This window comes from Geobacillus sp. Y412MC52, assembly GCF_000174795.2.
Lineage (GTDB): Bacteria > Bacillota > Bacilli > Bacillales > Anoxybacillaceae > Geobacillus > Geobacillus thermoleovorans.
This window is the reverse complement of record NC_014915.1, coordinates 2,186,140-2,211,633: the sequence shown is the minus strand read 5'-3', so window position 1 is coordinate 2,211,633 and position 25,494 is coordinate 2,186,140. Positions and strand designations below refer to the sequence as shown.

Annotated in this window: 14 protein-coding genes, 4 tRNA genes, 2 rRNA genes and 1 pseudogene; 19 read left to right on the top strand and 2 right to left on the bottom strand. The window is 47.5% G+C overall.

What is annotated here, in order from left to right; translation table 11 throughout:
- Positions 1–102 precede the first annotated feature (102 nt).
- From GYMC52_RS10820 to GYMC52_RS10780, 9 genes are all read left to right on the top strand, one after another.
- Positions 103–2,121 (top strand): beta-galactosidase, encoded by a 2,019-nt coding sequence (locus GYMC52_RS10820; protein WP_013524100.1) that lies wholly within the window; start codon positions 103–105, stop codon positions 2,119–2,121.
- Positions 2,122–2,458: 337 nt separating this feature from the next.
- Complete coding sequence (locus GYMC52_RS10815; RefSeq protein ID WP_013524099.1) at positions 2,459–3,748, top strand: ABC transporter substrate-binding protein; 1,290 nt, start codon at positions 2,459–2,461, stop codon at positions 3,746–3,748.
- Positions 3,749–3,986: 238 nt separating this feature from the next.
- Positions 3,987–4,922 (top strand): carbohydrate ABC transporter permease, encoded by a 936-nt coding sequence (locus GYMC52_RS10810; RefSeq protein ID WP_013524098.1) that lies wholly within the window; start codon positions 3,987–3,989, stop codon positions 4,920–4,922.
- Positions 4,915–5,739 (top strand): carbohydrate ABC transporter permease, encoded by an 825-nt coding sequence (locus GYMC52_RS10805; RefSeq protein WP_013524097.1) that lies wholly within the window; start codon positions 4,915–4,917, stop codon positions 5,737–5,739. Before GYMC52_RS10810 ends, GYMC52_RS10805 begins: the two co-directional genes overlap by 8 nt.
- A gap of 21 nt (positions 5,740–5,760) precedes the next feature.
- Positions 5,761–8,802: a glycoside hydrolase family 2 TIM barrel-domain containing protein gene (locus tag GYMC52_RS10800; RefSeq protein WP_013524096.1), complete on the top strand. Its 3,042-nt coding sequence runs from the start codon at positions 5,761–5,763 to the stop codon at positions 8,800–8,802.
- A 639-nt stretch (positions 8,803–9,441) separates the two neighbouring features.
- On the top strand, positions 9,442–10,632 hold the full coding sequence (locus GYMC52_RS10795) for a galactokinase (RefSeq protein ID WP_013524094.1): 1,191 nt from the start codon (positions 9,442–9,444) through the stop codon (positions 10,630–10,632).
- Positions 10,629–11,615, top strand: coding sequence for a UDP-glucose 4-epimerase GalE (galE, locus tag GYMC52_RS10790; protein WP_013524093.1), 987 nt, complete (start codon positions 10,629–10,631; stop codon positions 11,613–11,615). Before GYMC52_RS10795 ends, galE begins: the two co-directional genes overlap by 4 nt.
- Positions 11,616–11,617: 2 nt before the next feature.
- Entirely contained in the window at positions 11,618–13,144 is a 1,527-nt protein-coding gene (galT, locus tag GYMC52_RS10785; RefSeq protein WP_013524092.1) for a UDP-glucose--hexose-1-phosphate uridylyltransferase, read from the top strand.
- Positions 13,145–13,200: 56 nt separating this feature from the next.
- On the top strand, positions 13,201–14,223 hold the full coding sequence (locus GYMC52_RS10780; protein ID WP_013524091.1) for a LacI family DNA-binding transcriptional regulator: 1,023 nt from the start codon (positions 13,201–13,203) through the stop codon (positions 14,221–14,223).
- A 16-nt stretch (positions 14,224–14,239) separates the two neighbouring features.
- Here the strand turns inward: GYMC52_RS10780 and GYMC52_RS10775 are convergent, their stop codons facing one another.
- On the bottom strand, positions 14,240–14,683 hold the full coding sequence (locus GYMC52_RS10775; protein ID WP_011231631.1) for an Hsp20/alpha crystallin family protein: 444 nt from the start codon (positions 14,681–14,683) through the stop codon (positions 14,240–14,242).
- A 64-nt stretch (positions 14,684–14,747) separates the two neighbouring features.
- Positions 14,748–15,038: a hypothetical protein gene (locus GYMC52_RS10770; RefSeq protein WP_011231630.1), complete on the bottom strand. Its 291-nt coding sequence runs from the start codon at positions 15,036–15,038 to the stop codon at positions 14,748–14,750.
- Positions 15,039–15,636: 598 nt separating this feature from the next.
- Between GYMC52_RS10770 and GYMC52_RS10765 the strand changes: the two genes are divergently transcribed.
- From GYMC52_RS10765 to GYMC52_RS18730, 10 genes and pseudogenes are all read left to right on the top strand, one after another.
- A 16S ribosomal RNA gene (locus GYMC52_RS10765) occupies positions 15,637–17,194 on the top strand.
- A 559-nt stretch (positions 17,195–17,753) separates the two neighbouring features.
- Positions 17,754–20,682 (top strand): 23S ribosomal RNA (locus GYMC52_RS10760).
- The 16S and 23S rRNA genes sit together here with 4 tRNA genes alongside, the layout of an rRNA operon.
- Before the next feature lie 189 nt (positions 20,683–20,871).
- Positions 20,872–20,943, top strand: a tRNA-Gly gene (locus tag GYMC52_RS10755).
- Between the two features lie 10 nt (positions 20,944–20,953).
- A tRNA-Arg gene (locus GYMC52_RS10750) sits at positions 20,954–21,027 on the top strand.
- Between the two features lie 95 nt (positions 21,028–21,122).
- Positions 21,123–21,193: transfer RNA gene (locus tag GYMC52_RS10745), tRNA-Gly, on the top strand.
- A 234-nt stretch (positions 21,194–21,427) separates the two neighbouring features.
- A tRNA-Arg gene (locus GYMC52_RS10740) sits at positions 21,428–21,504 on the top strand.
- Between the two features lie 787 nt (positions 21,505–22,291).
- Positions 22,292–22,993: pseudogene (locus GYMC52_RS10735) on the top strand (YqcI/YcgG family protein).
- 53 nt (positions 22,994–23,046) lie between these two features.
- A complete protein-coding gene (locus GYMC52_RS10730; protein WP_047752907.1) occupies positions 23,047–23,331 on the top strand; it encodes a LysE family transporter in 285 nt (94 codons plus the stop codon).
- A gap of 91 nt (positions 23,332–23,422) precedes the next feature.
- Complete coding sequence (locus GYMC52_RS10725) at positions 23,423–24,703, top strand: IS110 family transposase (protein WP_013523632.1); 1,281 nt, start codon at positions 23,423–23,425, stop codon at positions 24,701–24,703.
- A gap of 405 nt (positions 24,704–25,108) precedes the next feature.
- Positions 25,109–25,456, top strand: a complete 348-nt coding sequence (locus GYMC52_RS18730; RefSeq protein WP_255347952.1) for a LysE family transporter — start codon at positions 25,109–25,111, stop codon at positions 25,454–25,456.
- Positions 25,457–25,494 lie beyond the last annotated feature (38 nt).

The window sequence follows — 25,494 nt, the reverse complement described above, 5'->3', positions numbered from 1 at the left end:
TAATTAAAAAAATATATATATTTAGTAAAAGTTTATTGTTGACGAATATTGAATTTTAACTTAATTTATAATTAGATAAAAATTTATCTGGGGGGAATAACTATGAACGTTTTATCCTCAATTTGTTACGGAGGAGATTACAACCCAGAGCAATGGCCAGAGGAAATTTGGTATGAAGATGCTAAGTTGATGCAAAAAGCGGGGGTGAATTTAGTATCTTTAGGGATTTTCAGTTGGAGCAAGATCGAACCGTCTGATGGAGTGTTCGACTTTGAATGGCTAGACAAGGTTATAGATATACTATATGACCACGGTGTGTATATTAACTTGGGGACGGCGACTGCAACTACTCCAGCTTGGTTTGTAAAAAAGTATCCAGATTCTTTGCCGATCGATGAAAGCGGTGTCATTTTCTCGTTTGGCAGTAGACAACATTATTGTCCTAATCATCCTCAATTAATTACGCACATAAAGAGACTTGTGAGGGCTATAGCAGAACGGTATAAAAATCATCCGGCACTCAAAATGTGGCATGTTAATAATGAGTATGCATGTCACGTTTCCAAGTGTTTTTGTGAGAATTGTGCTGTCGCGTTTAGAAAGTGGCTAAAGGAAAGATATAAAACAATCGATGAATTAAATGAACGTTGGGGTACAAACTTTTGGGGACAGCGATACAATCATTGGGATGAAATTAATCCCCCTAGAAAGGCACCAACTTTTATTAATCCATCCCAAGAACTTGATTACTACCGTTTTATGAATGACTCAATTCTCAAGTTGTTTTTAACAGAAAAGGAAATTTTACGTGGGGTAACACCAGATATTCCAGTATCAACTAATTTCATGGGTTCATTCAAACCGTTAAACTATTTTCAATGGGCTCAGCATGTAGATATTGTGACATGGGACTCATATCCTGATCCCAGAGAGGGCTTGCCAATTCAGCACGCCATGATGAATGACCTTATGCGTAGTTTAAGAAAAGGTCAACCGTTTATTTTGATGGAGCAGGTAACCTCACATGTTAACTGGCGCGATATTAATGTTCCAAAACCGCCAGGTGTAATGCGTCTATGGAGTTATGCAACTATTGCCCGTGGTGCAGATGGTATTATGTTTTTCCAGTGGCGTCAAAGTAGAGCAGGAGCTGAAAAATTCCACGGTGCAATGGTGCCCCACTTTTTGAACGAGAATAATAGAATTTATAGGGAAGTTACACAGTTAGGGCAAGAGCTGAAAAAGTTAGATTGTTTGGTCGGATCTAGAATCAAGGCAGAGGTCGCGATCATTTTTGATTGGGAAAACTGGTGGGCTGTCGAACTAAGTTCCAAACCACATAATAAACTAAGATATATTCCTATAGTTGAAGCTTATTATAGGGAATTATATAAACGTAATATTGCTGTCGATTTTGTAAGGCCATCTGATGATCTAACAAAATACAAAGTAGTTATCGCTCCAATGTTATATATGGTTAAAGAGGGAGAAGATGAAAACTTACGGCAATTTGTTGCTAACGGTGGCACTTTGATTGTCAGTTTCTTCAGTGGCATTGTAGATGAAAATGACCGTGTACATCTAGGCGGATATCCTGGTCCTCTGCGAGATATTTTGGGGATTTTTGTTGAGGAATTTGTACCATACCCAGAAACAAAGGTAAACAAAATATATAGTAACGATGGGGAATATGATTGTACGACGTGGGCGGACATAATCCGATTAGAAGGGGCAGAACCTCTAGCGACATTTAAGGGGGATTGGTATGCAGGACTTCCGGCGGTTACACGTAACTGCTACGGTAAAGGAGAGGGGATTTATGTCGGTACTTATCCAGATAGTAATTATTTAGGTAGGCTTTTAGAACAGGTTTTCGCTAAACATCATATTAATCCCATTCTTGAAGTAGCTGAAAATGTAGAGGTGCAACAAAGAGAGACTGATGAATGGAAGTATTTAATTATTATCAATCATAATGATTACGAAGTGACACTGTCACTGCCAGAAGATAAGATATACCAGAATATGATTGATGGGAAATGTTTTCGAGGAGGTGAATTGAGGATTCAAGGGGTTGATGTAGCAGTGTTAAGAGAGCATGATGAAGCCGGGAAGGTTTAGAGGACTGGTGAAAAACAGCCGATTTCGTCGAACCCGTTGCTTTCAGCTGATAGAGAAGCGTTGATTTTACAAGGCTTCTCCATTTGAGAAGAGAGTCCGTTTTCCGTAATTTTTCACTAAATCACCGGCCTTTTAGAGAAGTCTCGTTCCGACAGTTGGCAACATAATATGCATAAGATGACAATGTCTATAAACATTGGATCTTACGCACTTAGTGAAAAGGCTCATTTCATTAAGACAACAACTGAAAAATGTATGTTTTTCGGCTGTATATTCTTAATTAGACTCCTTTTTCACCAAAAGTTCATAAGAATTAAAAAAACAGGAGGGATTTTCTTTGAAAAAGATTTTGACACTATTTTTAGTAAGTATTCTTCTATTAACTGCTTGTTCTTCAAAAACGAAAAACGGTGGAGCTGCAGATAGCACAAAAAGTACGAATGAAATAACAGTGTGGACGTGGGATCCAAATTTCAACGTAAAAGCGATGAAAATTGCAGAAGAGTTTTATAAGAAAGAGAATCCTAATTTTAAATTAAAAATTATTGAAAATGCTCAAGAGGATATCGTTCAAAAGCTTAATACAAGTTTAAGTTCTGGCACAACAAAAGGCTTGCCAAATATCGTATTAATTGAAGACTATCGTGCACAGAGCTTCCTTAAAGCGTATCCTGATGCATTCTATGACCTATCAAAATATTTCAAAGCGGAAGATTTTGCTGAATATAAGCTTGCTCCTACTAGCTTAAATGGTAAACATTATGGACTCCCATTTGATACAGGGGTTGCTGGATTATACGTGAGAACAGATTATTTACAAAAAGCAGGATATACTGTTGATGATTTACAAGGATTGGACTGGAACAAATATATTGAAATCGGGAAAAAGGTAAAACAAGCAACGGGTAAATATATGCTTGCACTCGATCCTAAAAATCTGGGGATTATTCGTGAGATGATTCAAACTAGTGGTTCATGGTATGTGAAAGAAGATGGTGTAACCCCGAATTTGGCAGACAATGAGCCGCTGAAGGAAGCATTTAGAACTTACAAAGAGATTGTAAACGCAGGGATATCGAAACCTATTTCCGACTGGAGTCAATTTGTTGCCTCTTTTAATAGTGGAGCAGTTGCATCGATTCCAACGGGAAACTGGATTACGGCTTCTGTTAAAGCCGAAGCTTCTCAAGCCGGTAAGTGGGCTGTTGTGCCTTTTCCAAAACAATCGGGCATTCCTAACTCTGTTAATGCTACGAACCTAGGTGGAAGTTCTTGGTATGTACTTAACATTCCTGGAAAAGAAAAGGCAGCAGAATTTCTAGCTAAAACGTTTGGATCAAATGTTGAGTTTTATGAAGCACTAAACAAAGAGATTGGTGCAATTGGCACATACAAACCAGCTGCTAATAGTGAGGCCTATAAGGCTGCAGATGAGTTTTTTGGAGGCCAAAAAGTAACAGCTGATTTCTCCAAATGGATGAAAGAAATTCCTCAAGTAAACTACGGTGCACATACGTATGTGATCGAAGATATTTTAGCAGCTGCGTTGCAAGATTACTTAAAAGGCAAAGATCTTGATAAAGTGTTGGAAGATGCACAAAAACAGGCAGAACAACAAGTTAAATAAATATAGCACGCCTATTATGTTAAGGGAAACATAAAAAATTAAGCCCCGAGAGTCCGCTGGCCTTCCTGGTTGTCATAGTAGAAGCATTCTGTGTAACGGGCGGAGTGGTTCGGGGCTCTTCTATGAAGATGCCCGCTCCTCGACGCCTTGATCGGTCATTTTCATGCTTGAATAAAGAGCAAGACCCTCTCACGGATGTTGCTTTCTATTTATCAACATGTTAAGGAGTTGATATAGAGTGATTCCCCCGACAAAAGTGAATCTAGATTTGATAATAAAAACGGATCGAAACATTAATCAGAAACACCGCATAAAAAACACAATAATTGGATGGTCTTTTGTGATACTAGCTACTATTATGATTTGCACATTTTATTTTTATCCAATGGCTCAAGCCTTAATTCTTTCGTTACAATCGGGTTCGGGTACGAATCTAACCTTTGTCGGATTGAAAAATTACGCTCGTTTATTTAGTGATCCTACCTTTTTGACAACCGTAAAAAATACAGTGATATATCTTATTATTCAAGTTCCGATTATGATTATTCTCGCCTTATTTTTAGCCGTATTATTGAATAATCCGAAATTAAAGCTGAGAGGATTGTTTCGAACAGCAATTTTTTTACCATGTGTCACTTCCCTAGTTGCGTATTCTGTCATATTTAAATATTTGTTTAGTCAAGATGGCTTGATCAACGTTATGTTGATGAAATTCTCTCTTATATCTGAACCAATCAACTGGCTAGCTGATCCTTTTTGGGCTAAAGTGACCATTATTATTGCTCTTACGTGGAGATGGACAGGCTATAATATGATTTTTTACTTATCTGCCCTACAAAATATCGATCACTCGATTTATGAAGCGGCTAAAATTGATGGTGCTTCGCCAGTTCAGCAGTTTTTTAAAATTACGATTCCATTGTTAAAGCCCATGATTTTGTTTACATCAATCACTTCAACAATCGGTACGCTCCAGCTGTTCGATGAAGTAATGAACATTACGCAAGGGGGGCCGGGAAATGCAACGATGACGATTTCTCAATATATCTACAATCTTTCATTTAAATACACCCCTGATTTCGGTTATGCAGCAACAGTTTCGTATGCGATTGTGATTATGATTGTATTTTTTTCTATTATTCAGTTTAAAGTGGCAGGTGATAAAAATGAGTAGTCTCAAAAACGTATTCAACTATACTGTTTTAACCATTGCATCTATTGTTTCCGTGTTTCCATTTTTGTGGATGGTTGTTAGTGCGACGAATAAATCAGTAGAAGTGACGAAAGGACGGTTATTGCCAGGTAGTCATTTTATGGAAAACTTCCGCAACCTGCTTGATAGCACTAATCTAGTCAATGCATTAATGAATTCAGCGAAAATCGCGATTATAACAACTCTACTCGCAATGTTGGTCTCCTCTTTGGCTGGTTACGGATTTGAAATTTTTAAAAGCAAAACAAAAGATTTTTTATTCAATTTCTTGTTGCTTTCAATGATGATACCTTTTGCTGCTTTAATGGTCCCGTTGTTTAGAATGTTCGGGACAATATCACAAATATTTCCAAGCATCGGTATTGATACAATGACGGCCGTTATTTTTCCGACAATCACAACGGCATTTCTGATTTTTTTCTTCCGCCAAAGCACGAAAATGTTCCCAAAGGAAATTATTGAAGCGGGCCGAATTGATGGATTGTCTGAATGGGGGATCTTCTTCAGGCTTTATGTCCCTACGATGAAAACAACCTATGCGGCCGCGGCGATTATTACATTTATGTCGAGCTGGAACAGCTATTTATGGCCACTTGTCATATTACAGTCTCCGGAGAACCAGACGGTGCCATTGCTTATATCAAATCTTGGATCGAGTTATTCTCCGGACTTTGGAATGATCATGACCGCTATTGTGATTGCTACCTTGCCGACGGCGCTGATCTTCTTTTTCATGCAAAAGCACTTCGTTGCCGGGATGCTCGGTTCAGTAAAATGATGAGTAAGGAGTGTGGAAATAATGAAAAAAACATTAACAACCCCCACATTAGAATGGCTTTCGGATCCTCGTGTGTTCGGGGTTAATCGCCTGCCTGCCCATTCGGACCATATTTATTATGAGACGTTGGAAGAAGCAAAAAATGGAGTTTCCATGTCGATGCGCTATGAGTTAAATGGAAATTGGAAGTTTCACTATGCGGTCAATCCAGCTAGCCGTCCCGCGAAATTTTATCAACTTGATTTTGACTGCTCAAACTGGGGCGATATTTCCGTACCAGGGCATATTCAGTTGCAAGGCTATGGAACTCCCCAGTATGTAAATACGATGTATCCGTGGGACGGTCATTGCGATGCTCGTCCTCCAGAAGTTCCTATGGATTATAATCCAGTAGGAAGCTATATAAAAATTTTTAATCTTCCTGAACGTATGAAAGGGAAACCGGTGTATATTTCTTTTCAAGGAGTGGAGTCGGCGTTTTATGTTTGGTTGAACGGGCAGTTTGTCGGGTATAGTGAGGACTCTTTCACGCCGGCAGAATTTGAACTTACACCTTTTATAAAGGATGGAGAGAATAAGCTCGCGGTTGAGGTTTACCAGTACAGCACCGGAAGTTGGCTTGAGGATCAGGATTTCTGGCGTTTTTCTGGAATCTTTCGCGATGTATACCTTTATACAGTGCCAGATATTCATGTCTATGATTTACATGTTCGCGCCGAATTGGATTCGTCCTATACGAGAGGCATGTTAACGGCGGACCTTACCTTTTTGTCTCCGGTACCTGCCGGCTCTAGGTTTATCGCTGAACTGTATGATGCGAAAGGCGACCTTGTCGCCAAAAAAGACGGAGAGCTTCATAGCGAAAAGGGGACATTTTCCATTGCGGTCGATGAACCGGAATTATGGAGCGCGGAGAAACCGTATTTGTATAAGCTATATATTCAGATTTTTAACGAGTTTGGCCAATTGGTAGAGGTTGTTCCACAGAAGGTCGGTTTTCGAAGATTCGAGATCATCAATAAAGTTATGCACCTTAACGGAAAACGGATTGTATTTAAAGGCGTTAACCGACATGAATTTCATTGCCGAAGAGGCCGGGCGATCACAAAGGAAGATATGCTATGGGATATTAAAACATTGAAGCGTCATAACATTAACGCAGTCCGTACGTCACACTATCCGAATCAAAGCTATTGGTATGAACTATGCGATGAATACGGCATCTATGTCATTAATGAAATGAATTTGGAAACGCACGGAACGTGGCAAAAAATGGGCCGTGTCGACCCCACATGGAATGTTCCAGGGAACAATCGAGAATGGCAAGACATTGTTATGGACCGGGCGATTTCAATGTTTGAAAGGGATAAGAACCATCCTTCCATCCTGATTTGGTCATGTGGAAATGAATCGTATGCTGGGGAAGTTCTGTTAAACGTCGCCAACTATTTTCGGTCAGTCGATCCGAGCCGTCTTGTCCATTATGAAGGAGTATTCCATGCCCGCGAGTACAATGATATAAGCGACATAGAAAGTCGTATGTACGCAAAGCCTCATGAAATTGAAAAGTATTTAACAGAAAATCCGGATAAACCATATATCAGCTGCGAATATATGCATGCAATGGGGAACTCGCTCGGCGGGATGTACAAATATACGGATTTGGAACAAAAGTATCCGATGTATCAAGGTGGTTTTATTTGGGATTTCATTGATCAAGCCCTTGTGAAAAAAGATCGTTATGGAAAAGAATTTTTGGCATATGGAGGGGACTTTGGCGACCGTCCAACCGATTACGGTTTCTGTACGAACGGAATTGTCTATGCCAACCGGGAGTTGTCACCGAAGATGCAGGAAGTAAAATATCTTTATCAAAACTTTAAGCTTTCACCGGATCAATACGGTGTCAATATTAGAAATGAAAGTCTTTTCACTGACACAAGTGAATATGATTTAGAATACGTCCTATTCCTTGAAGGGAGAGAGTTGTATCGAAGCAAGCTGAATGTATCGGTAGCACCGCAGGAAGAGAAAAGAGTCGAGTTCGACTGGCCCCTTGGGATGATGGCAGATGCAGGTGAATATTGCATTCATGCATCATTTAAATTGAAAGAAAAAACACTTTGGGCTGATGCTGGTTATGAGGTGGCATTCGGCCAGTTTGTATTCCAGATTGGTTCCAAGGAATTCGTTGTTCCTAGCGGAAAGTTAAAAGTTGTCCATGGTGATGTCAACATTGGGGTGCACGGCAAAGATTTTACGATCATGTTTTCCAAACAGGCAGGAAGCCTAGTTTCAATGAATTACGCAGGCAAGGAGATGATTGCGGCCCCTCCTGCACCATTGTTTTGGAGGGCCACGACTGATAATGACCGAGGTTTTTTGCAAGACTTCTATTCGGGGCTTTGGTATGCGGCGAGTTTGGCGCGTAAATGTGTAAAAGTCGATGTGAAAGAGGAAGCGGCCCAAGTAAATGTCACCTTTACCTACAAATTTTCCATTAACCCCGAATTGGAAGTGAAAATTGGTTATACCGTTTATGCTGATGGCAGCATTCGCGTGAAGGTGGTCTATCATGGAGTCGAGAATCTTCCGTCAATGCCGATTTTTGCGGTATCATTCAAGGTTCCAGCCGACTATAATCAACTCGAGTGGTATGCAATGGGGCCCGAAGAAAACTATGTCGATCGCTCAAAGGGGGCAAGACTTGGAATTTTTAGAAATCAAGTATCTGACAATGTATCGCGCTATCTCAAACCGCAGGAATCAGGAAACAGAACAGGTGTTCGTAAAGTAAGCTTAACGAACAACAATGGACAGGGAATAAAAATTTCTTCTATAACTGAACCGTTGGAATGCAACTTTTCGCCATACACAGCTTTTGAACTTGAACATGCCAATCATCATTACGAGCTGCCCAATATTCATTATACGGTTGTCACGGTAGCAGGTCGACAAATGGGAGTTGGCGGGGACGACAGCTGGGGCGCCCCAGTTCACGATGAATACGTCATAAAGGCAGATCAAGACATGGAATTTGAGTTTGTGATTCATAAAGTTTAGCGACAACAGCATCATGATGTAAACTTCTCATCTTAGCGTTTTTATTTATCTCGAAAAATAAAAATGCCATCACATGATATCTCATATTTCGCAACCTTTGCATAATATACAAAAAACAACCCGGATATGCGCATAAAAATAATTTTTTATACAAAAAATTGCAAAATAATTAATTTTTATCCGGTCAAACTTGGCTTATTTCGAATTTTTATTCAGGGTGCGAAATGTGAGTGATATACTTACTAGGTGGATCAAACAAAAATGGTGGTTGAAGCTATGTTTTCTGTTCTGATTGGCCAATATGGCACAAGAGAAATTGGAGGCGATTCAATTATCGAATTTGAAAGTGATACCCGGTATATTTTATCGTATTTATTTGTTGCTTTGGATTAGCCGAATACTAAGATTTGGACAATACCGCGAGTTGTTTTTGAGTTAAGGTTAGGAAATAAAATATGAGGTAATTTTACTTTTTTAAAGGATGAAGGGATAAGACGTTGATTAAAGAAAGAAAGGCATAAGACCGTAATTTTAAGTTACATGTCAAATAAGCAACCTAATAAAAATTCTTTTTTATTGTTTTTAGTAAAATTTATACTAAAATATATACTAGCGATTGATTGTTTAGGAGGCGTAATCATGGCTGTTAGTTTCGGTTTGACAGAAACCTTTAAAAATGTATTTGGTGGGGGTGAAGAACGAGTTCGTATCTTCTTCGCCCCCGGCCGCGTCAATTTGATCGGTGAGCATACGGATTACAACGGCGGGCATGTGCTGCCGTGCGCGCTCGAGATCGGCACGTATGCGCTTGTCCGGCAAACGGATGAGCCGTTTGTCCGCCTTTACTCCCAAAACTTCTCGGAAACGGGAGTGATCACTGTCTCTTACGATGACTTGTCATACCGGAGCGAGCACGGCTGGGCGAACTACCCGAAAGGGATCTTGGCTGCGTTTCAAGCGCTCAGCCCCCTGGAGACCGGATTGGACATTTTGTATTATGGAACGATCCCGAACGGCGCAGGACTGTCGTCATCCGCGTCGATTGAACTCGTGACCGCGGTCATGCTCAACGAACTGTTCAGGCGCGGGCTTGACCAACTAGAACTTGTGAAAATGAGCCAAACCGTAGAAAATAAATACGTTGGGGTCAATTGCGGCATTATGGATCAGTTTGCCGTCGGCATGGGGAAACAAGATTGCGCCATTCTATTAAACTGCCAGACGCTCGAGTACCGCTATTTGCCGCTCGTGCTCAACGATTGTTCGATTGTCATCGCGAACACAAACAAAAAGCGCGGCCTGGCGGACTCGGCGTACAACGAGCGGCGGGCGACGTGCGAGGCGGCTCTTGCGAAGCTGCAAAGCGTGCGGAACATCGCCTCGCTCGGCGAGCTGACAAGCGCGGAACTGGCCCGTTATGCACATCTTCTTTCCCCGCTTGAACAAAAACGGGCCCGCCATGCGGTGATGGAAAACGAGCGGACGCTTGAAGCCGCCCGGGCGCTTGAGCGGGGAGACCTGATCCACTTTGGCGAGTTGATGAAACAGTCGCATTTGTCGCTGCGCAATGATTACGAAGTGACAGGCGTTGAACTCGACACGCTCGTTGAAGCGGCATGGTCGCACGAAGGAACGGTCGGGGCGCGCATGACTGGAGCAGGATTCGGCGGCTGCACGGTGAACATTGTGAAAAAGGCATGCGTTCAAGATTTCATTGAACGGGTCGGAAACGCGTATGCCGAAAAAATCGGTTATGAAGCAAGCTTTTATGTCGTTGAAGTTGGTGACGGGGCGAGAGAACTCACGGAACTGGAGGAGATGAGCCGATGATTTTGGTTTGCGGAGGGGCAGGGTATATCGGCAGCCATGCGGTGTACCGTCTGCTTGAAAAAGGGGAGCGCGTGGTCGTGGTGGATAACTTGCAGACGGGGCACCGGGAGGCGGTTCACCCTGATGCGGTGTTTTGCCAAGGCGATATTCGCGACCGCGATTTTTTGCGCGAGGTGTTTCGCCAGCACGACATTGAGGCGATCATTCATTTTGCGGCGAACTCATTGGTCGGCGAAAGCATGGAAGAGCCGCTGAAATATTACGACAACAATGTGTACGGCACACAAGTGTTGCTTGAAGTGATGAGAGAATTTGGCGTCAAGCAAATCGTCTTTTCTTCAACCGCCGCGGTGTATGGGGAGCCGAAACAAATCCCGATCGTCGAAACCGATCCGACGGAACCGACGAACGCGTATGGAGAAACGAAGCTGGCGATGGAAAAAATGATGAAATGGGCGGACCGCGCCTATGGCATCCGCTCGATTTCGCTCCGCTACTTTAATGTCGCCGGGGCGTACGGCACGACAATCGGTGAGGACCACAACCCGGAGACGCATCTTATTCCATTGATTTTAAAAGTGCCGCTTGGCCAGCGTGAGGAAATCTACATTTTCGGTGATGACTATGACACGCCTGACGGCACGTGCATCCGCGACTACATTCATGTGCTTGATCTCGTCAATGCCCATTGGCTGGCGCTCGAGAAATTGCGGAGCGGGGCAGACAGCGATGTATACAATTTAGGCAACGGAAATGGATTTAGCGTCAAAGAAGTGATCGAAGCGGCGCGGCAAGTGACCGGACACCCGATCCCCGCCCGCGTCGTGGCGCGGCGCCTGGGCGATCCAGCGAGACTTGTCGCTTCATCGGAAAAAGCAAAGCGCGAGCTCGGCTGGGAGCCGAAATACCCGTCCATTACGGATATCGTCGCGTCGGCATGGGAATGGCATCAAGCGCGGCCAAACGGCTATCGGGGTGTGTAAACATGGAAACGATTTTTGCGGCGATTGAACAACTGATCCGTTATGCCGAGCAACGCGGCCTTTTAGCGCCGGAAGATGTTGTGTACGCGCGCAACCGCCTGCTGGCAACGCTACGACTCACGGAATGGCAGCCGGCCGAGGTCAAGGACGTTCCCTTGGCCTCGCCGGCCCCGGTATTGGACGCTATGATTGATTGGGCGTATGAACAAGGATTGTTGGAAACGAATACAACGACCGAGCGCGATATATGGGATGCGAGACTGATGGACTGCGTCATGCCGCGGCCGTCGGAAGTGATCCGCGCCTTTTACGAGCGATACCGCCGCGACCCGCAGGAGGCGACGGACTGGTTTTATTCGTTGAGCCAAGCGTCCAATTACATTCAAACGGCGCGCATCGCCAACAATCAGCACTGGAAAGTGTCAACCATCTATGGAGAATTGGATATCACCATTAACTTGGCGAAGCCGGAAAAAGACCCGAAGGAAATCGCCAAATTAAAAGAGATGCCGTCATCCTCGTATCCAAAATGTGTATTATGCAAAGAAAACGAAGGATATGAAGGAACGTGGCGTCATCCAGCCCGTTCCAATCACCGTGTCATCCCGATCACGTTATTGGATGAACAGTGGTATTTCCAATATTCTCCCTACGTGTACTATAATGAACATTGCATCGTCTTCCACGCCGAACATGTGCCGATGAAAATGGAGCGGAAGACGCTTGAGCGTTTGCTCGATTTCGTCGAAAAGTTCCCGCACTATTTCATTGGCTCGAACGCCGATTTGCCGATTGTCGGCGGCTCGATTTTAGTGCATGACCATTTCCAAGGCGGGTGCTATACGTTTGCGATGGAAAAGGCGGAGATCGAAGAGTGTATCCCGCTTCCATCGTTTCCGTCGGTCGCAGCCGGCATAGTGCGCTGGCCGATGTCCGTCATCCGTTTGACTGGACCAAAAGAGGACGTGTTGGATGCGGCTGCCTTTTTGTATGAAACATGGCGGACATACAGCGACCCAAGTGTCGAGATTATGGCCTACAGCGGCGATGTTCCGCATAACACGATCACCCCGATCGCCCGGCGGCGCGGCGATTTGTTTGAGTTGGACATCGTTTTGCGCAACAATCGGACATCAGCGGAACATCCGTACGGCATTTTCCATCCGCATGAAGAATTGCATCATATTAAAAAAGAAAATATCGGCTTGATCGAAGTAATGGGGCTGGCGGTGCTGCCGGCACGGCTTGCCGTGGAACTGGAGACGCTGGCCGATTATCTCGTGCATCGGACAAAAAAAGAAGACTGGGACGAGTCGATGCATAAACATTGGGATTGGTGCGAAGCCATTCACTCGGCCTATCCGGACATCACGAAGGACAACGTCCATGACATTTTGCGGCACGAAGTCGGACAACGGTTTGTGACCGTGTTGGAACATGCCGGGGTGTTTAAGCGGGACAAGCGAGGGAAGGACGCGTTTCGCCGCTTTATACAGCACGCTGTGGAGCGCATGTCGTCTCTTGTTTAAATGCGGCGAAAAAACGCGTTTCATATGAAACATAAGGAAGGGATCGCAAACAGACTATGGCTACGTTAAAAGAAATCGCGGAAAAAGTCGGCGTTTCGGTCGCGACGGTGTCGCGCGTGCTTAATTACGATGTGACGCTGTCCGTTTCTGATGAAACGAGAAGGCGCATTTTTGAAGTCGCCCAAGAGCTGAACTACAAAACATTGCGGGAACGAAGCCAGCAAGCGCGCGAATCGTTTCGCTTCGGGCTCATTCACTGGTATTCGGAGCGCCAGGAAATCGATGACCCATATTATATGGCGATTCGCCTCGGAGTGGAAAAAGAGTGTTTTGACCGCGGCATCGAACTCGTCAAATTGTTTAAACAGCACGGCGCCTATCCGATCGAACGGATGGAGGCGCTCGATGGCATCATCGCCGTCGGAAAATTCGGGCCGAAGGAAGTCGAGGTTTTTGCCGCCGGGGCCAAACAAATTGTGTTTGTCGACTGTTCGCCTGATGAGCATCGGTTTGATTCAGTCGTCATCGACTTGCGTCAAGCGACGGTGACGGTGCTTGATTATTTGCTTCGGTTGGGGCATACGAAAATTGGCTATATCGGCGGCCGTGAATATGTCGACGGGGAAACGCCGATCCGCGATGAGCGCGAAGCGGCGTTTTACGAATATTTGTATGTCAAAGGGCTGTATGATTCCCGCTATGTATGGATCGGTGCCTTCACTGCTGAAGATGGCTATCGGCTGATGAAAGAGGCTGTTTCAGGCGGCGACTTGCCGACGGCGTTTTTCATTGCCAGTGATTCGATGGCGATTGGCGCCCTGCGTGCGCTGCATGAAGCCGGGATCGCTGTTCCGGAAGAGGCGGCGATTGTCGGATTCAATGATATTCCGACGGCCGCATTTCTTCACCCGCCGCTTTCGACGGTGAAAGTATACACAGAATTTATGGGTGAAACAGCGGTTGAGCTGCTCATCGAACGGTTGACGACGAAACGAGCGATTTGCAAAAAGGTCGTCGTGCCGACAGAGCTCGTCATCCGCTCAAGCAGCGAGGGCAACGAAAAGGGGAGCGGTCGATAAGCCGCTCCCTTCCGCATTAATGGAACTCGATATCAACTCGTTTTTTCGTTCCTGTCGTTGTTTTCGGGATATGAATGTCAAGCACGCCGTTTTTGTACGTCGCGCGAATGTTTTCCGTCGCCGCATCCGCCGGCAGGGTGATCGAACGCTGGAAGCGACCGAAGAAGCGTTCGCGCCGGTGCATTTGTTCTTCTCTTACATCGTGGTGGCGTTGAATCGTGCCGCTGATGGTCAACATGTTGTTCTGCACGTCAATGTGCACATCCTCTTTCCGCTCCAGCCCCGGTAAATCGCACGAAACGACGTATTCGTTGGCCGTTTCATGCATGTCGATGCGCGGCATCCAGTGCTGCTCATCCATATGAGTGAACAGCGATGGAAAATCACTAGCAAAAAAACGGTTCATATCCCGGCGAATCGATTCCAAGTGCCGGAACGGGTCATACGGAATTAACGCCATAACTGCCATCCTCCTTAACAAGAAATGTTTTTTCGCTCAGTAGTGTGAACCGGATTCGTCTGTTTTATGTATGATTGGCTTGCAATTGTTCCATCACCGTCAAATACGCTTGAATGAGTGCTACTTTCATGCCATCCGGCAAGTCAGAAGCGGCCACCCGCTTAACGGCGTAATAAAACTTCACTTCGGACGATTGCCGCACGCGCGGATGCGTCCATTCATCGCGCAGCTCTTGCCTTATCGTTTCATACAAAAGAGTTTGGCTTTCTTGTTCATCAAGCGGTCCGGCCGCCAGCGATCGGTTCGGCCAAAGGCGGCGGTAGCCGTCAAGCAGTGCAGAAAATGGATAGGTCACGGCTGTTTCCCTCCTTAAAAATATGCATAGCGATCCTCGAGGTCTGCTCCTTGCAACATATTCTTTTTAAGAAATTATATCATACAGCAGTCGAAGCGATTCGGGAGGCCAAGTCGAATGTAGATAGTGGGGGCTGGTTTCGTTTGCTGTCTTTGTAAGTAAGGCAGCCCAACCGTGGGACGCACGGGGATGGCTTGGTTGACAGCCTGCCGTGGGGCGGATGTTCCCAAGAATCTCCCACCTCTAAGCGTTAGCGTAGGTGGGAGAGCGTTCAACCTAAAAAAGTAGTTGACATAAGGTGAGATAGTGTATAAAATAAAAATCGCCGCTTCGACGGAATGTCGGAGTGCAACGATCAAACAATCATGAAATAAAAAAAACTATTGACAAATAGTTAACACTGCGTATAATGAATAATTGCCGCGACGAAATGCGAAATGAACGCGGTAGTAATTAGAAGAGAATCAGTAGTTGACATTTTTGAAAGATTGTTTATAATAGTAACTGTTGTTCCTTGAAAACTGAACGAAACGAAGCGCGAAAGAAAAGCGGAGGCCGCTTTGGCCGAAGCTAGACAATGCGAAAAGCCAATCAACTTTCTTTGGAGAGTTTGATCCTGGCTCAGGACGAACGCTGGCGGCGTGCCTAATACATGCAAGTCGAGCGGACCAAATCGGAGCTTGCTCTGATTTGGTCAGCGGCGGACGGGTGAGTAACACGTGGGCAACCTGCCCGCAAGACCGGGATAACTCCGGGAAACCGGAGCTAATACCGGATAACACCGAAGACCGCATGGTCTTTGGTTGAAAGGCGGCCTTTGGCTGTCACTTGCGGATGGGCCCGCGGCGCATTAGCTAGTTGGTGAGGTAACGGCTCACCAAGGCGACGATGCGTAGCCGGCCTGAGAGGGTGACCGGCCACACTGGGACTGAGACACGGCCCAGACTCCTACGGGAGGCAGCAGTAGGGAATCTTCCGCAATGGGCGAAAGCCTGACGGAGCGACGCCGCGTGAGCGAAGAAGGCCTTCGGGTCGTAAAGCTCTGTTGTGAGGGACGAAGGGGCGCCGTTCGAAGAGGGCGGCGCGGTGACGGTACCTCACGAGGAAGCCCCGGCTAACTACGTGCCAGCAGCCGCGGTAATACGTAGGGGGCGAGCGTTGTCCGGAATTATTGGGCGTAAAGCGCGCGCAGGCGGTCCCTTAAGTCTGATGTGAAAGCCCACGGCTCAACCGTGGAGGGTCATTGGAAACTGGGGGACTTGAGTGCAGGAGAGGAGAGCGGAATTCCACGTGTAGCGGTGAAATGCGTAGAGATGTGGAGGAACACCAGTGGCGAAGGCGGCTCTCTGGCCTGCAACTGACGCTGAGGCGCGAAAGCGTGGGGAGCAAACAGGATTAGATACCCTGGTAGTCCACGCCGTAAACGATGAGTGCTAAGTGTTAGAGGGGTCACACCCTTTAGTGCTGCAGCTAACGCGATAAGCACTCCGCCTGGGGAGTACGGCCGCAAGGCTGAAACTCAAAGGAATTGACGGGGGCCCGCACAAGCGGTGGAGCATGTGGTTTAATTCGAAGCAACGCGAAGAACCTTACCAGGTCTTGACATCCCCTGACAACCCAAGAGATTGGGCGTTCCCCCTTCGGGGGGACAGGGTGACAGGTGGTGCATGGTTGTCGTCAGCTCGTGTCGTGAGATGTTGGGTTAAGTCCCGCAACGAGCGCAACCCTCGCCTCTAGTTGCCAGCATTCAGTTAGGCACTCTAGAGGGACTGCCGGCGACAAGTCGGAGGAAGGTGGGGATGACGTCAAATCATCATGCCCCTTATGACCTGGGCTACACACGTGCTACAATGGGCGGTACAAAGGGCTGCGAACCCGCGAGGGGGAGCGAATCCCAAAAAGCCGCTCTCAGTTCGGATTGCAGGCTGCAACTCGCCTGCATGAAGCCGGAATCGCTAGTAATCGCGGATCAGCATGCCGCGGTGAATACGTTCCCGGGCCTTGTACACACCGCCCGTCACACCACGAGAGCTTGCAACACCCGAAGTCGGTGAGGCAACCCGCAAGGGAGCCAGCCGCCGAAGGTGGGGCAAGTGATTGGGGTGAAGTCGTAACAAGGTAGCCGTACCGGAAGGTGCGGCTGGATCACCTCCTTTCTAAGGACGAAAAGCGGAGGCCGCCCGCTTATCGGCGAGGTGCGCTGGAGGGCCTGCGAGGAGGCTGTCGCCGCCGCAGCAGGACCGAAGCGTCGCGAGCCGATGGCGGCCGGAGCTAGACAATCCGAAAAGCGGAGGCCGTAATGGCGGCCAACTGTCGATACACAGCGCTTTCGTTTCGTTCGGTTTTGAGGGAATGAGAAATTCCTTCACTTGTTTTGCGCCTGCGTCTTCCAGCAGATTCAAGGAAGATGGATTCCTCGGCGCAAAGCTGCAAGGAAGCAGACTCAAGGCAGTCGCTTCGTTCAGTTTTGAAGGAATGAAAAGTTCCTTCAAAAGCGCCTGTGCCTGCGTCTGCTAGCAGGTTCAGGGAAGCAAGATTCCTCGGCACAAAGCCGCAAGGAAGTTTGTTCAAAGAAGTCGCTTTGCGTCTACAAGCGGATTCGGAGAAGCCGAATTCCTCGACGCAAACCAGCGAAGAAGCGAATTCAAAGGAGCTACTTCGTTCCTTGAAAACTAGATAACCGAGTAACATAAGGAAGAAGCCGAGAGCGCAATAGGTTAAGCTGGAAAGGGCGCACGGTGGATGCCTTGGCACTAGGAGCCGATGAAGGACGGGGCAAACGCCGAAACGCTTCGGGGAGCTGTAAGCAAGCGTTGATCCGGAGATGTCCGAATGGGGGAACCCACTGTCCGTAATGGGGCAGTATCCATGCCTGAATCCATAGGGCATGGAGGGCACACCCGGGGAACTGAAACATCTTAGTACCCGGAGGAGAAGAAAGCAACCGCGATTCCCTGAGTAGCGGCGAGCGAAACGGGAACAGCCCAAACCAAGAGGCATGTCCTCTTGGGGTTGTAGGACCGCTCACGATGGGAGTGAGAAAGGGACGGGGTAGACGAACCGGTCTGGAACGGCCGGCCAGAGAAGGTGAGAGCCCTGTAGTCGAAACTTCGTTCCCTCCCGAGCGGATCCTGAGTACGGCGGGACACGAGGAATCCCGTCGGAAGCAGGGAGGACCATCTCCCAAGGCTAAATACTCCCTAGTGACCGATAGTGCACCAGTACCGTGAGGGAAAGGTGAAAAGCACCCCGGGAGGGGAGTGAAAGAGAACCTGAAACCGTGTGCCTACAAGTAGTCAGAGCCCGTTGATGGGTGATGGCGTGCCTTTTGTAGAATGAACCGGCGAGTGACGATGGCGTGCGAGGTTAAGCCGAAGAGGCGGAGCCGCAGCGAAAGCGAGTCTGAACAGGGCGTCAAGTACGTCGTCGTCGACCCGAAACCAGGTGATCTACCCATGTCCAGGGTGAAGGCCGGGTAACACCGGCTGGAGGCCCGAACCCACGCACGTTGAAAAGTGCGGGGATGAGGTGTGGGTAGGGGTGAAATGCCAATCGAACTTGGAGATAGCTGGTTCTCCCCGAAATAGCTTTAGGGCTAGCCTCGGGTTTAGGAGTCTTGGAGGTAGAGCACTGATTGGGCTAGGGGCCCAAAACGGGTTACCGAACCCAGTCAAACTCCGAATGCCAATGACTTATGCCCGGGAGTCAGACCGCGAGTGATAAGATCCGTGGTCGAGAGGGGAACAGCCCAGACCGCCAGCTAAGGCCCCGAAGTGCACGTTCAGTGGAAAAGGATGTGGAGTTGCCGAGACAACCAGGATGTTGGCTTAGAAGCAGCCACCATTTAAAGAGTGCGTAATAGCTCACTGGTCGAGTGACTCTGCGCCGAAAATGTACCGGGGCTAAACGTGCCGCCGAAGCTGCGGGATGACCGTTGGTCATCGGTAGGGGAGCGTTCTAAGGGCAGAGAAGCCAGACCGGAAGGACTGGTGGAGCGCTTAGAAGTGAGAATGCCGGTATGAGTAGCGAAAACAGAGGTGAGAATCCTCTGCGCCGAAAGCCTAAGGGTTCCTGAGGAAGGTTCGTCCGCTCAGGGTTAGTCGGGACCTAAGCCGAGGCCGAAAGGCGTAGGTGATGGACAACAGGTTGAGATTCCTGTACCACCTTCTTCCCGTTTGAGCGATGGGGGGACGCAGGAGGATAGGGCGAGCAGGCGGCTGGAAGAGCCTGTCCAAGCCGTGAGGCTGATCCGCAGGCAAATCCGCGGATCATAAGGCCAAGCGGTGACGGCGACGGATGGATCCGGAAGTCCCCGATTTCACACTGCCAAGAAAAGCCTCTAGCGAGGGAAGAGGTGCCCGTACCGCAAACCGACACAGGTAGGCGAGGAGAGAATCCTAAGGCGCGCGGGAGAACTCTCGTTAAGGAACTCGGCAAAATGACCCCGTAACTTCGGGAGAAGGGGTGCTCTTTGGGGTGAAGAGCCCTGAAGAGCCGCAGTGAAAAGGCCCAAGCGACTGTTTATCAAAAACACAGGTCTCTGCGAAGCCGAAAGGCGACGTATAGGGGCTGACACCTGCCCGGTGCTGGAAGGTTAAGGGGAGCGCTTAGCGGAAGCGAAGGTGCGAACCGAAGCCCCAGTAAACGGCGGCCGTAACTATAACGGTCCTAAGGTAGCGAAATTCCTTGTCGGGTAAGTTCCGACCCGCACGAAAGGTGTAACGACTTGGGCGCTGTCTCAACGAGAGACCCGGTGAAATTATACTACCTGTGAAGATGCAGGTTACCCGCGACAGGACGGAAAGACCCCGTGGAGCTTTACTGCAGCCTGATATGGAATTTTGGTATCGCTTGTACAGGATAGGTGGGAGCCTGGGAAGCCGGAGCGCCAGCTTCGGTGGAGGCGGCGGTGGGATACCACCCTGGCGGTATTGAAATTCTAACCCGCACCCCTTAGCGGGGTGGGAGACAGTGTCAGGTGGGCAGTTTGACTGGGGCGGTCGCCTCCCAAAAGGTAACGGAGGCGCCCAAAGGTTCCCTCAGAATGGTTGGAAATCATTCGGAGAGTGCAAAGGCACAAGGGAGCTTGACTGCGAGACGGACAGGTCGAGCAGGGACGAAAGTCGGGCTTAGTGATCCGGTGGTTCCGCATGGAAGGGCCATCGCTCAACGGATAAAAGCTACCCCGGGGATAACAGGCTGATCTCCCCCAAGAGTCCACATCGACGGGGAGGTTTGGCACCTCGATGTCGGCTCATCGCATCCTGGGGCTGTAGTCGGTCCCAAGGGTTGGGCTGTTCGCCCATTAAAGCGGTACGCGAGCTGGGTTCAGAACGTCGTGAGACAGTTCGGTCCCTATCCGTCGCGGGCGGAGGAAATTTGAGAGGAGCTGTCCTTAGTACGAGAGGACCGGGATGGACGCACCGCTGGTGTACCAGTTGTCCCGCCAGGGGCACCGCTGGGTAGCTATGTGCGGACGGGATAAGCGCTGAAAGCATCTAAGCGTGAAGCCCCCCTCAAGATGAGATTTCCCACCGCGTGAAGCGGGTAAGATCCCTCGAAGATGACGAGGTCGATAGGTCCGAGGTGGAAGCGTGGCGACACGTGGAGCTGACGGATACTAATCGATCGAGGGCTTAACCAAGAAAAGCGCAGGCGAGCGGGTCGCCGCGACGGGCAAATGTTCTTCGCCTGCAGGGATGTTCACATCCCGAAGGCGAAGGTTATTTGACCCCGAGCGGCGGCGAGCCGGAGCTGGACAATGCGAAAAGCGCAGGCGAGCGGCTTCTTCCGACGGTTATCTAGTTTTGAAGGAATGAATTCTTCTCATGATGCGGAAGTAGTTCAGTGGCAGAACACCACCTTGCCAAGGTGGGGGTCGCGGGTTCGAGTCCCGTCTTCCGCTTTTCCATCATGCGCTCGTAGCTCAATTGGATAGAGCATCTGACTACGGATCAGAAGGTTAGGGGTTCGAATCCTCTCGAGCGCGTTTAATTATCTTAAAAAAGATATTGACAAAAAAGCGATTTGCCATTATATTTTTATTGCAATCGTTTTTAAGACAAGTTCATTGATATGAATTATGCGGGTGTAGTTTAATGGTAAAACCTCAGCTTCCCAAGCTGAAGTCGTGGGTTCGATTCCCATCACCCGCTTTCCTTTATTTTATCGCGAATATCGTGGAGTATTATGTTCTATTGATGATGCTCCAGCAACTTGGACGGAATAATGAGAGTGTCATGATTGCTATGTCCCAGTAGCTCAGTAGGATAGAGCAACGAGCAATAGCTTCTTTGAAACAACTGCGAGTTGCCCCGACGCATCTGGCTTCTTCGAATCGGCTTGTAGAGGAAGGGGCAGCGGAATAATGAGAGTGTCATGATTGCTATGTCCCAGTAGCTCAGTAGGATAGAGCAGCGGCCTTCTAAGCCGTCGGTCGGGAGTTCGAGTCTCTCCTGGGACGCCATTTCCATACAAAAAGAACGCGCAAAAGGCGCTGGAACGAAGTTCTCCGATCGCCAGGGAAGAAGATTGATTCCATGTGCGAGAGGGGAATTTTTTATTTGGTTATAAGAGCCGACAGTGGGAATATTGGCGTGTTCTGTCGATGATGTCCCAGTAGCTCAGCAGGATAGAGCAACGAGCAATAGCTTCTTTGAAACAACTGCGAGTTGCCCCGACGCATCCATCTTCTTCGAGTAAGCTTGTAGAGGAAGGGGCATCGGCTCTAAGCCGTCGGTCGGGAGTTCGAGTCTCTCCTGGGACGCCACTTACATACGATTCGTTCGGGTTAAAATCCTCAAAACCCTTGATACGACCGCGTTTGCGGTCGTTTTTCATTTTTTGGGAATCTCGAAAAAAACGATAGGATCCGAAAAAATTTTGCACGAATTTTGCGCGGTGATCACAGGGCATTATAGAGTTCCATCATGGTTTGATCTACCTGCCGCGATTCTTTTTGTTCCTTCTCGTCTATGATGTGAGAGTAGAAATCTTCATTTGAAAGAGCGTGCAAACGTTCCAAAAGAATGTGCAAAATCCAGAATAATCCGTAAAAATTTTGCGCATGATTTCCGAATCCTCCTGAAATAATTTGAAAAAGGGATTCTGAAATAATGTGCTAATTTACATTAGGATATTATGAAGAGAATGTTAATTATATTTGAATTATAATTCTAAATATTGAGCAAAAAAACGATTAGTGTTAGTATTTGTATTGAAGGAAATATTAAGTATTTTTAGGAGGTGGTTCTATGTTAACTAAGACAGGAATTGTTCTAGATCAGGTCGAAATAAATAGGAGAATAAAAGAAAAAATTTTGAAAAATTGGGAATTAGAATGTTATCAAAGTTTTAGAGATAATATTCTAGATAAGGAACATCCTTATCCTTGTTATTTTGCAGTAGAAGCTGAGAAAAAAGGTTTGTCACGATATATTTTTGTACAGTCGACAACTGAAGATGAATTATTAAGACTACGAGACGGTTTATATGAATACATTAAGACATATAGAAACATTGGGAAACGAACTACTTTAGTAACATTTTTTAAACCTCCGAAAGAAGTTGTGTATGCAGAATATTACAAAGGACAGTTTTAGAAAGTGTTACAATTTTTAATGGAGCATGATCCAGAACCATGGCCTAGAGACATTCCAACAGACCCAAATCATCCTAAATGGGAGTATTGTTTTGGGGGAGAACCTATTTTTGTTGTCTGCAGAGCTCCTATTTATCATGCAAGAAAAAGCAGATACACGTCTAATGGGCTTGAAATTACTTTCCAACCGAGAGGTACGCTTGATGATATAACAGGAGATACTCCAAGAGGTCAACAAGTAAGAGAAATGATTAGAGCCAGATTAAAACAATACGATGCAATTCCTCCTCATCCAGATATAGGCGATTATGGAGCCCCTGACAAAAGAGAATGGAAACAGTATATATTACCTTGATACAAATGAAGAAAGTGTGATGAGGTGTCCATTAAAAAAGGAGAGATTAATATATGCTAAGTAGTTTTTTTGCTTCGGTTCTTCTTGGCTTATCTTTATCAATTCCGATTGGTCCTATTAACATAGAAATGGTGAAGCGGGGAATAAAGTACGGATTTTTTCATTCATGGGTTGTCGGATTGGGAGGAATGTCAGCGGATATAGTACTAATGTTTGCCATCTTTTTTGGCTTATCCGTTTTTTTGACAAAATCTGTTGTACAGCTCATCATGTGGTTTTCTGGTTTCTTCATTTTGTGTTATTTGGGTTATGATAGCATAAAGGAGCATTCCCGTTAGGAGCTTTTCCGGGGACTTGATCAAAAAAAGCCCTCTTGGTATGATGCAGGGGTGTCAAACACATCACTCACCATACCAAGGAGGACTTCAAATGAATTGTACACAAAATCAGAAAATCAATCAAGTCACCGAACAAACGCTTGTCGTGGGCATCGATATCGCGAAACGAACCCACTACGCCTGCTTCGTGGATGACCGGGGGCGTGTGCTTCGCAAATCGTTCCCGATCTTCCAGTCGAAAGAGGGCTTTCGCCAGCTGTATGAAGCGATTCAGGAGGCGATGCAAGCGTTCGGAAAGCCGCAGGTGATCGTCGCGGTGGAGCCGACCGGGCACTACTGGTTGAACCTGGCCTACTTCCTCGAGGAGCACGGGATCCCGTTGGTCATGGTCAACCCGGCGCATGTGTGCCGGTCGAAAGAACTCGATGACAACCTGCCGACGAAACATGACGCCAAAGACGCCCTAGTCATCGCCAGACTGGCGAAAGACGGACGATTCCTCGTCCCCCGGCTGCTGCACGAGATCGAAGCCGATTTGCGCGTCGGGAGCACGCTCAAAGAGAAGCTCCGCAAGGAACAGACGGCGGTGAAAAACGCGATCGTCCGCTGGACCGACCGATATTTTCCAGAGTTTTGGACGGTGTTTCGCGACCTGGGGAAAACGGCGCTTTCGGTGCTGGAGTGGACGCCGCTTCCGGCTGATATGGCGGGCCGATCCGCCGAGGAGCTCATCGAAGTGTACCGGCAAAGCGAAGGGCTGAAATGCCCGCAGAAGGCCAAAATTCAGGCGTTGATCGACGCCGCGAAGGACTCGATTGGGGTGACGGAAGGGACGACGATGGCCCGGTTTGAAATCGCCGCGCTCGTCCGCCGATACCGCCAATTGGAGGCTGAGATCGCCGCGTTGGACGCCGAGTTGAAGGCGTTGGTTCAAACGACGATGGAGTATCAATGGCTGAAAACGGTCGACGGGTTGGGAGACGCCACGATCATCGATCTGCTGGCGGAGATCGGCAGCTTCGCCCACTATCGGGACCCGCGTCAATTGGTGAAGTTGGCGGGCCTGACGCTCAAAGAGAACTCCTCCGGCCAGCGCAAAGGGCAAAAGCACATCTCCAAACGGGGACGGAAACGGCTGCGATCGGTGCTGTTTCGGGCGATGATTCCGCTGATCCGGCACAACGAGGCGTTTCGCGAGCTGCATGACTATTACACGACCCGCCCCGTCAATCCGCTGACCGGAAAGCAGTCCATCGTCGCATTATGCCGGAAGCTGTTGAATGTGCTGTTTGCGATTTGTACGAAGAAACAAGCCTTTGACGCGGAGCGAATGAAACAGGACGTCTTGTCCCAGGTGCAACGGGCGGCCTAAGGCCTCCCCCTGCGAACGGAAGAATCGTTGGACAACAGGATGACACCGGAGAAGCTGGCGTGATTTTATCCATTCGACCTTGAGTCCCCAAAGGAGCTTGGCCGGCCTCCGCCTGATGACGAGACCGAACGAGGGAATGTTGGCGCGAAGACGCCCGGAGACATGGGAGGGTTCGTCCTCATCAGCGACGCGGAGATCCAAAGGGTGCATCGAATACGCTTCTCCCCACGGAAGGAAAATATCCCCAGCCGTGGCCGCGAAGCGCACCCTAGGTCTGTAAGATATCCACAAAACTGAAAAAGGATGTAAGGGATTTTGTCGAAAAATATTTTTTGGACACCCCTGAGGGGCCGAAAAGCCTTGATAAATCAACATTTCTAGAGGGAGGCATTTAAAAAGGTTGAAATAACCGGAGAGGTTAACAAAGAAGGTTTATTCAAATCATATCTTTCTGGCTTCTTTATAGCTATATCGAATCCACTTAATATTGTTTTTTGGGTTAGCATCTATGGATCTGTATTAGCGATGGAATTGAATTCTATTGAAAGGTATCATGCACTTGCTAAAAGTAGTGCGATATTTCTGGGGATCGCATTATGGGATTTTACAGTAGCACTCTCTGTACATTTGGGAAGAAAAATGATAAGTCAAAAGTGGCTAAAATGGTTATCTGTTGCGGCAGGGATTTCTTTGATTGGATTTGGTATAAGCTTTGGATATAGAGCCTTTAAAACGTTTCTACATATGATATAATTTTTGGCATCAAAAGATACCTCGATCAATACGATTAC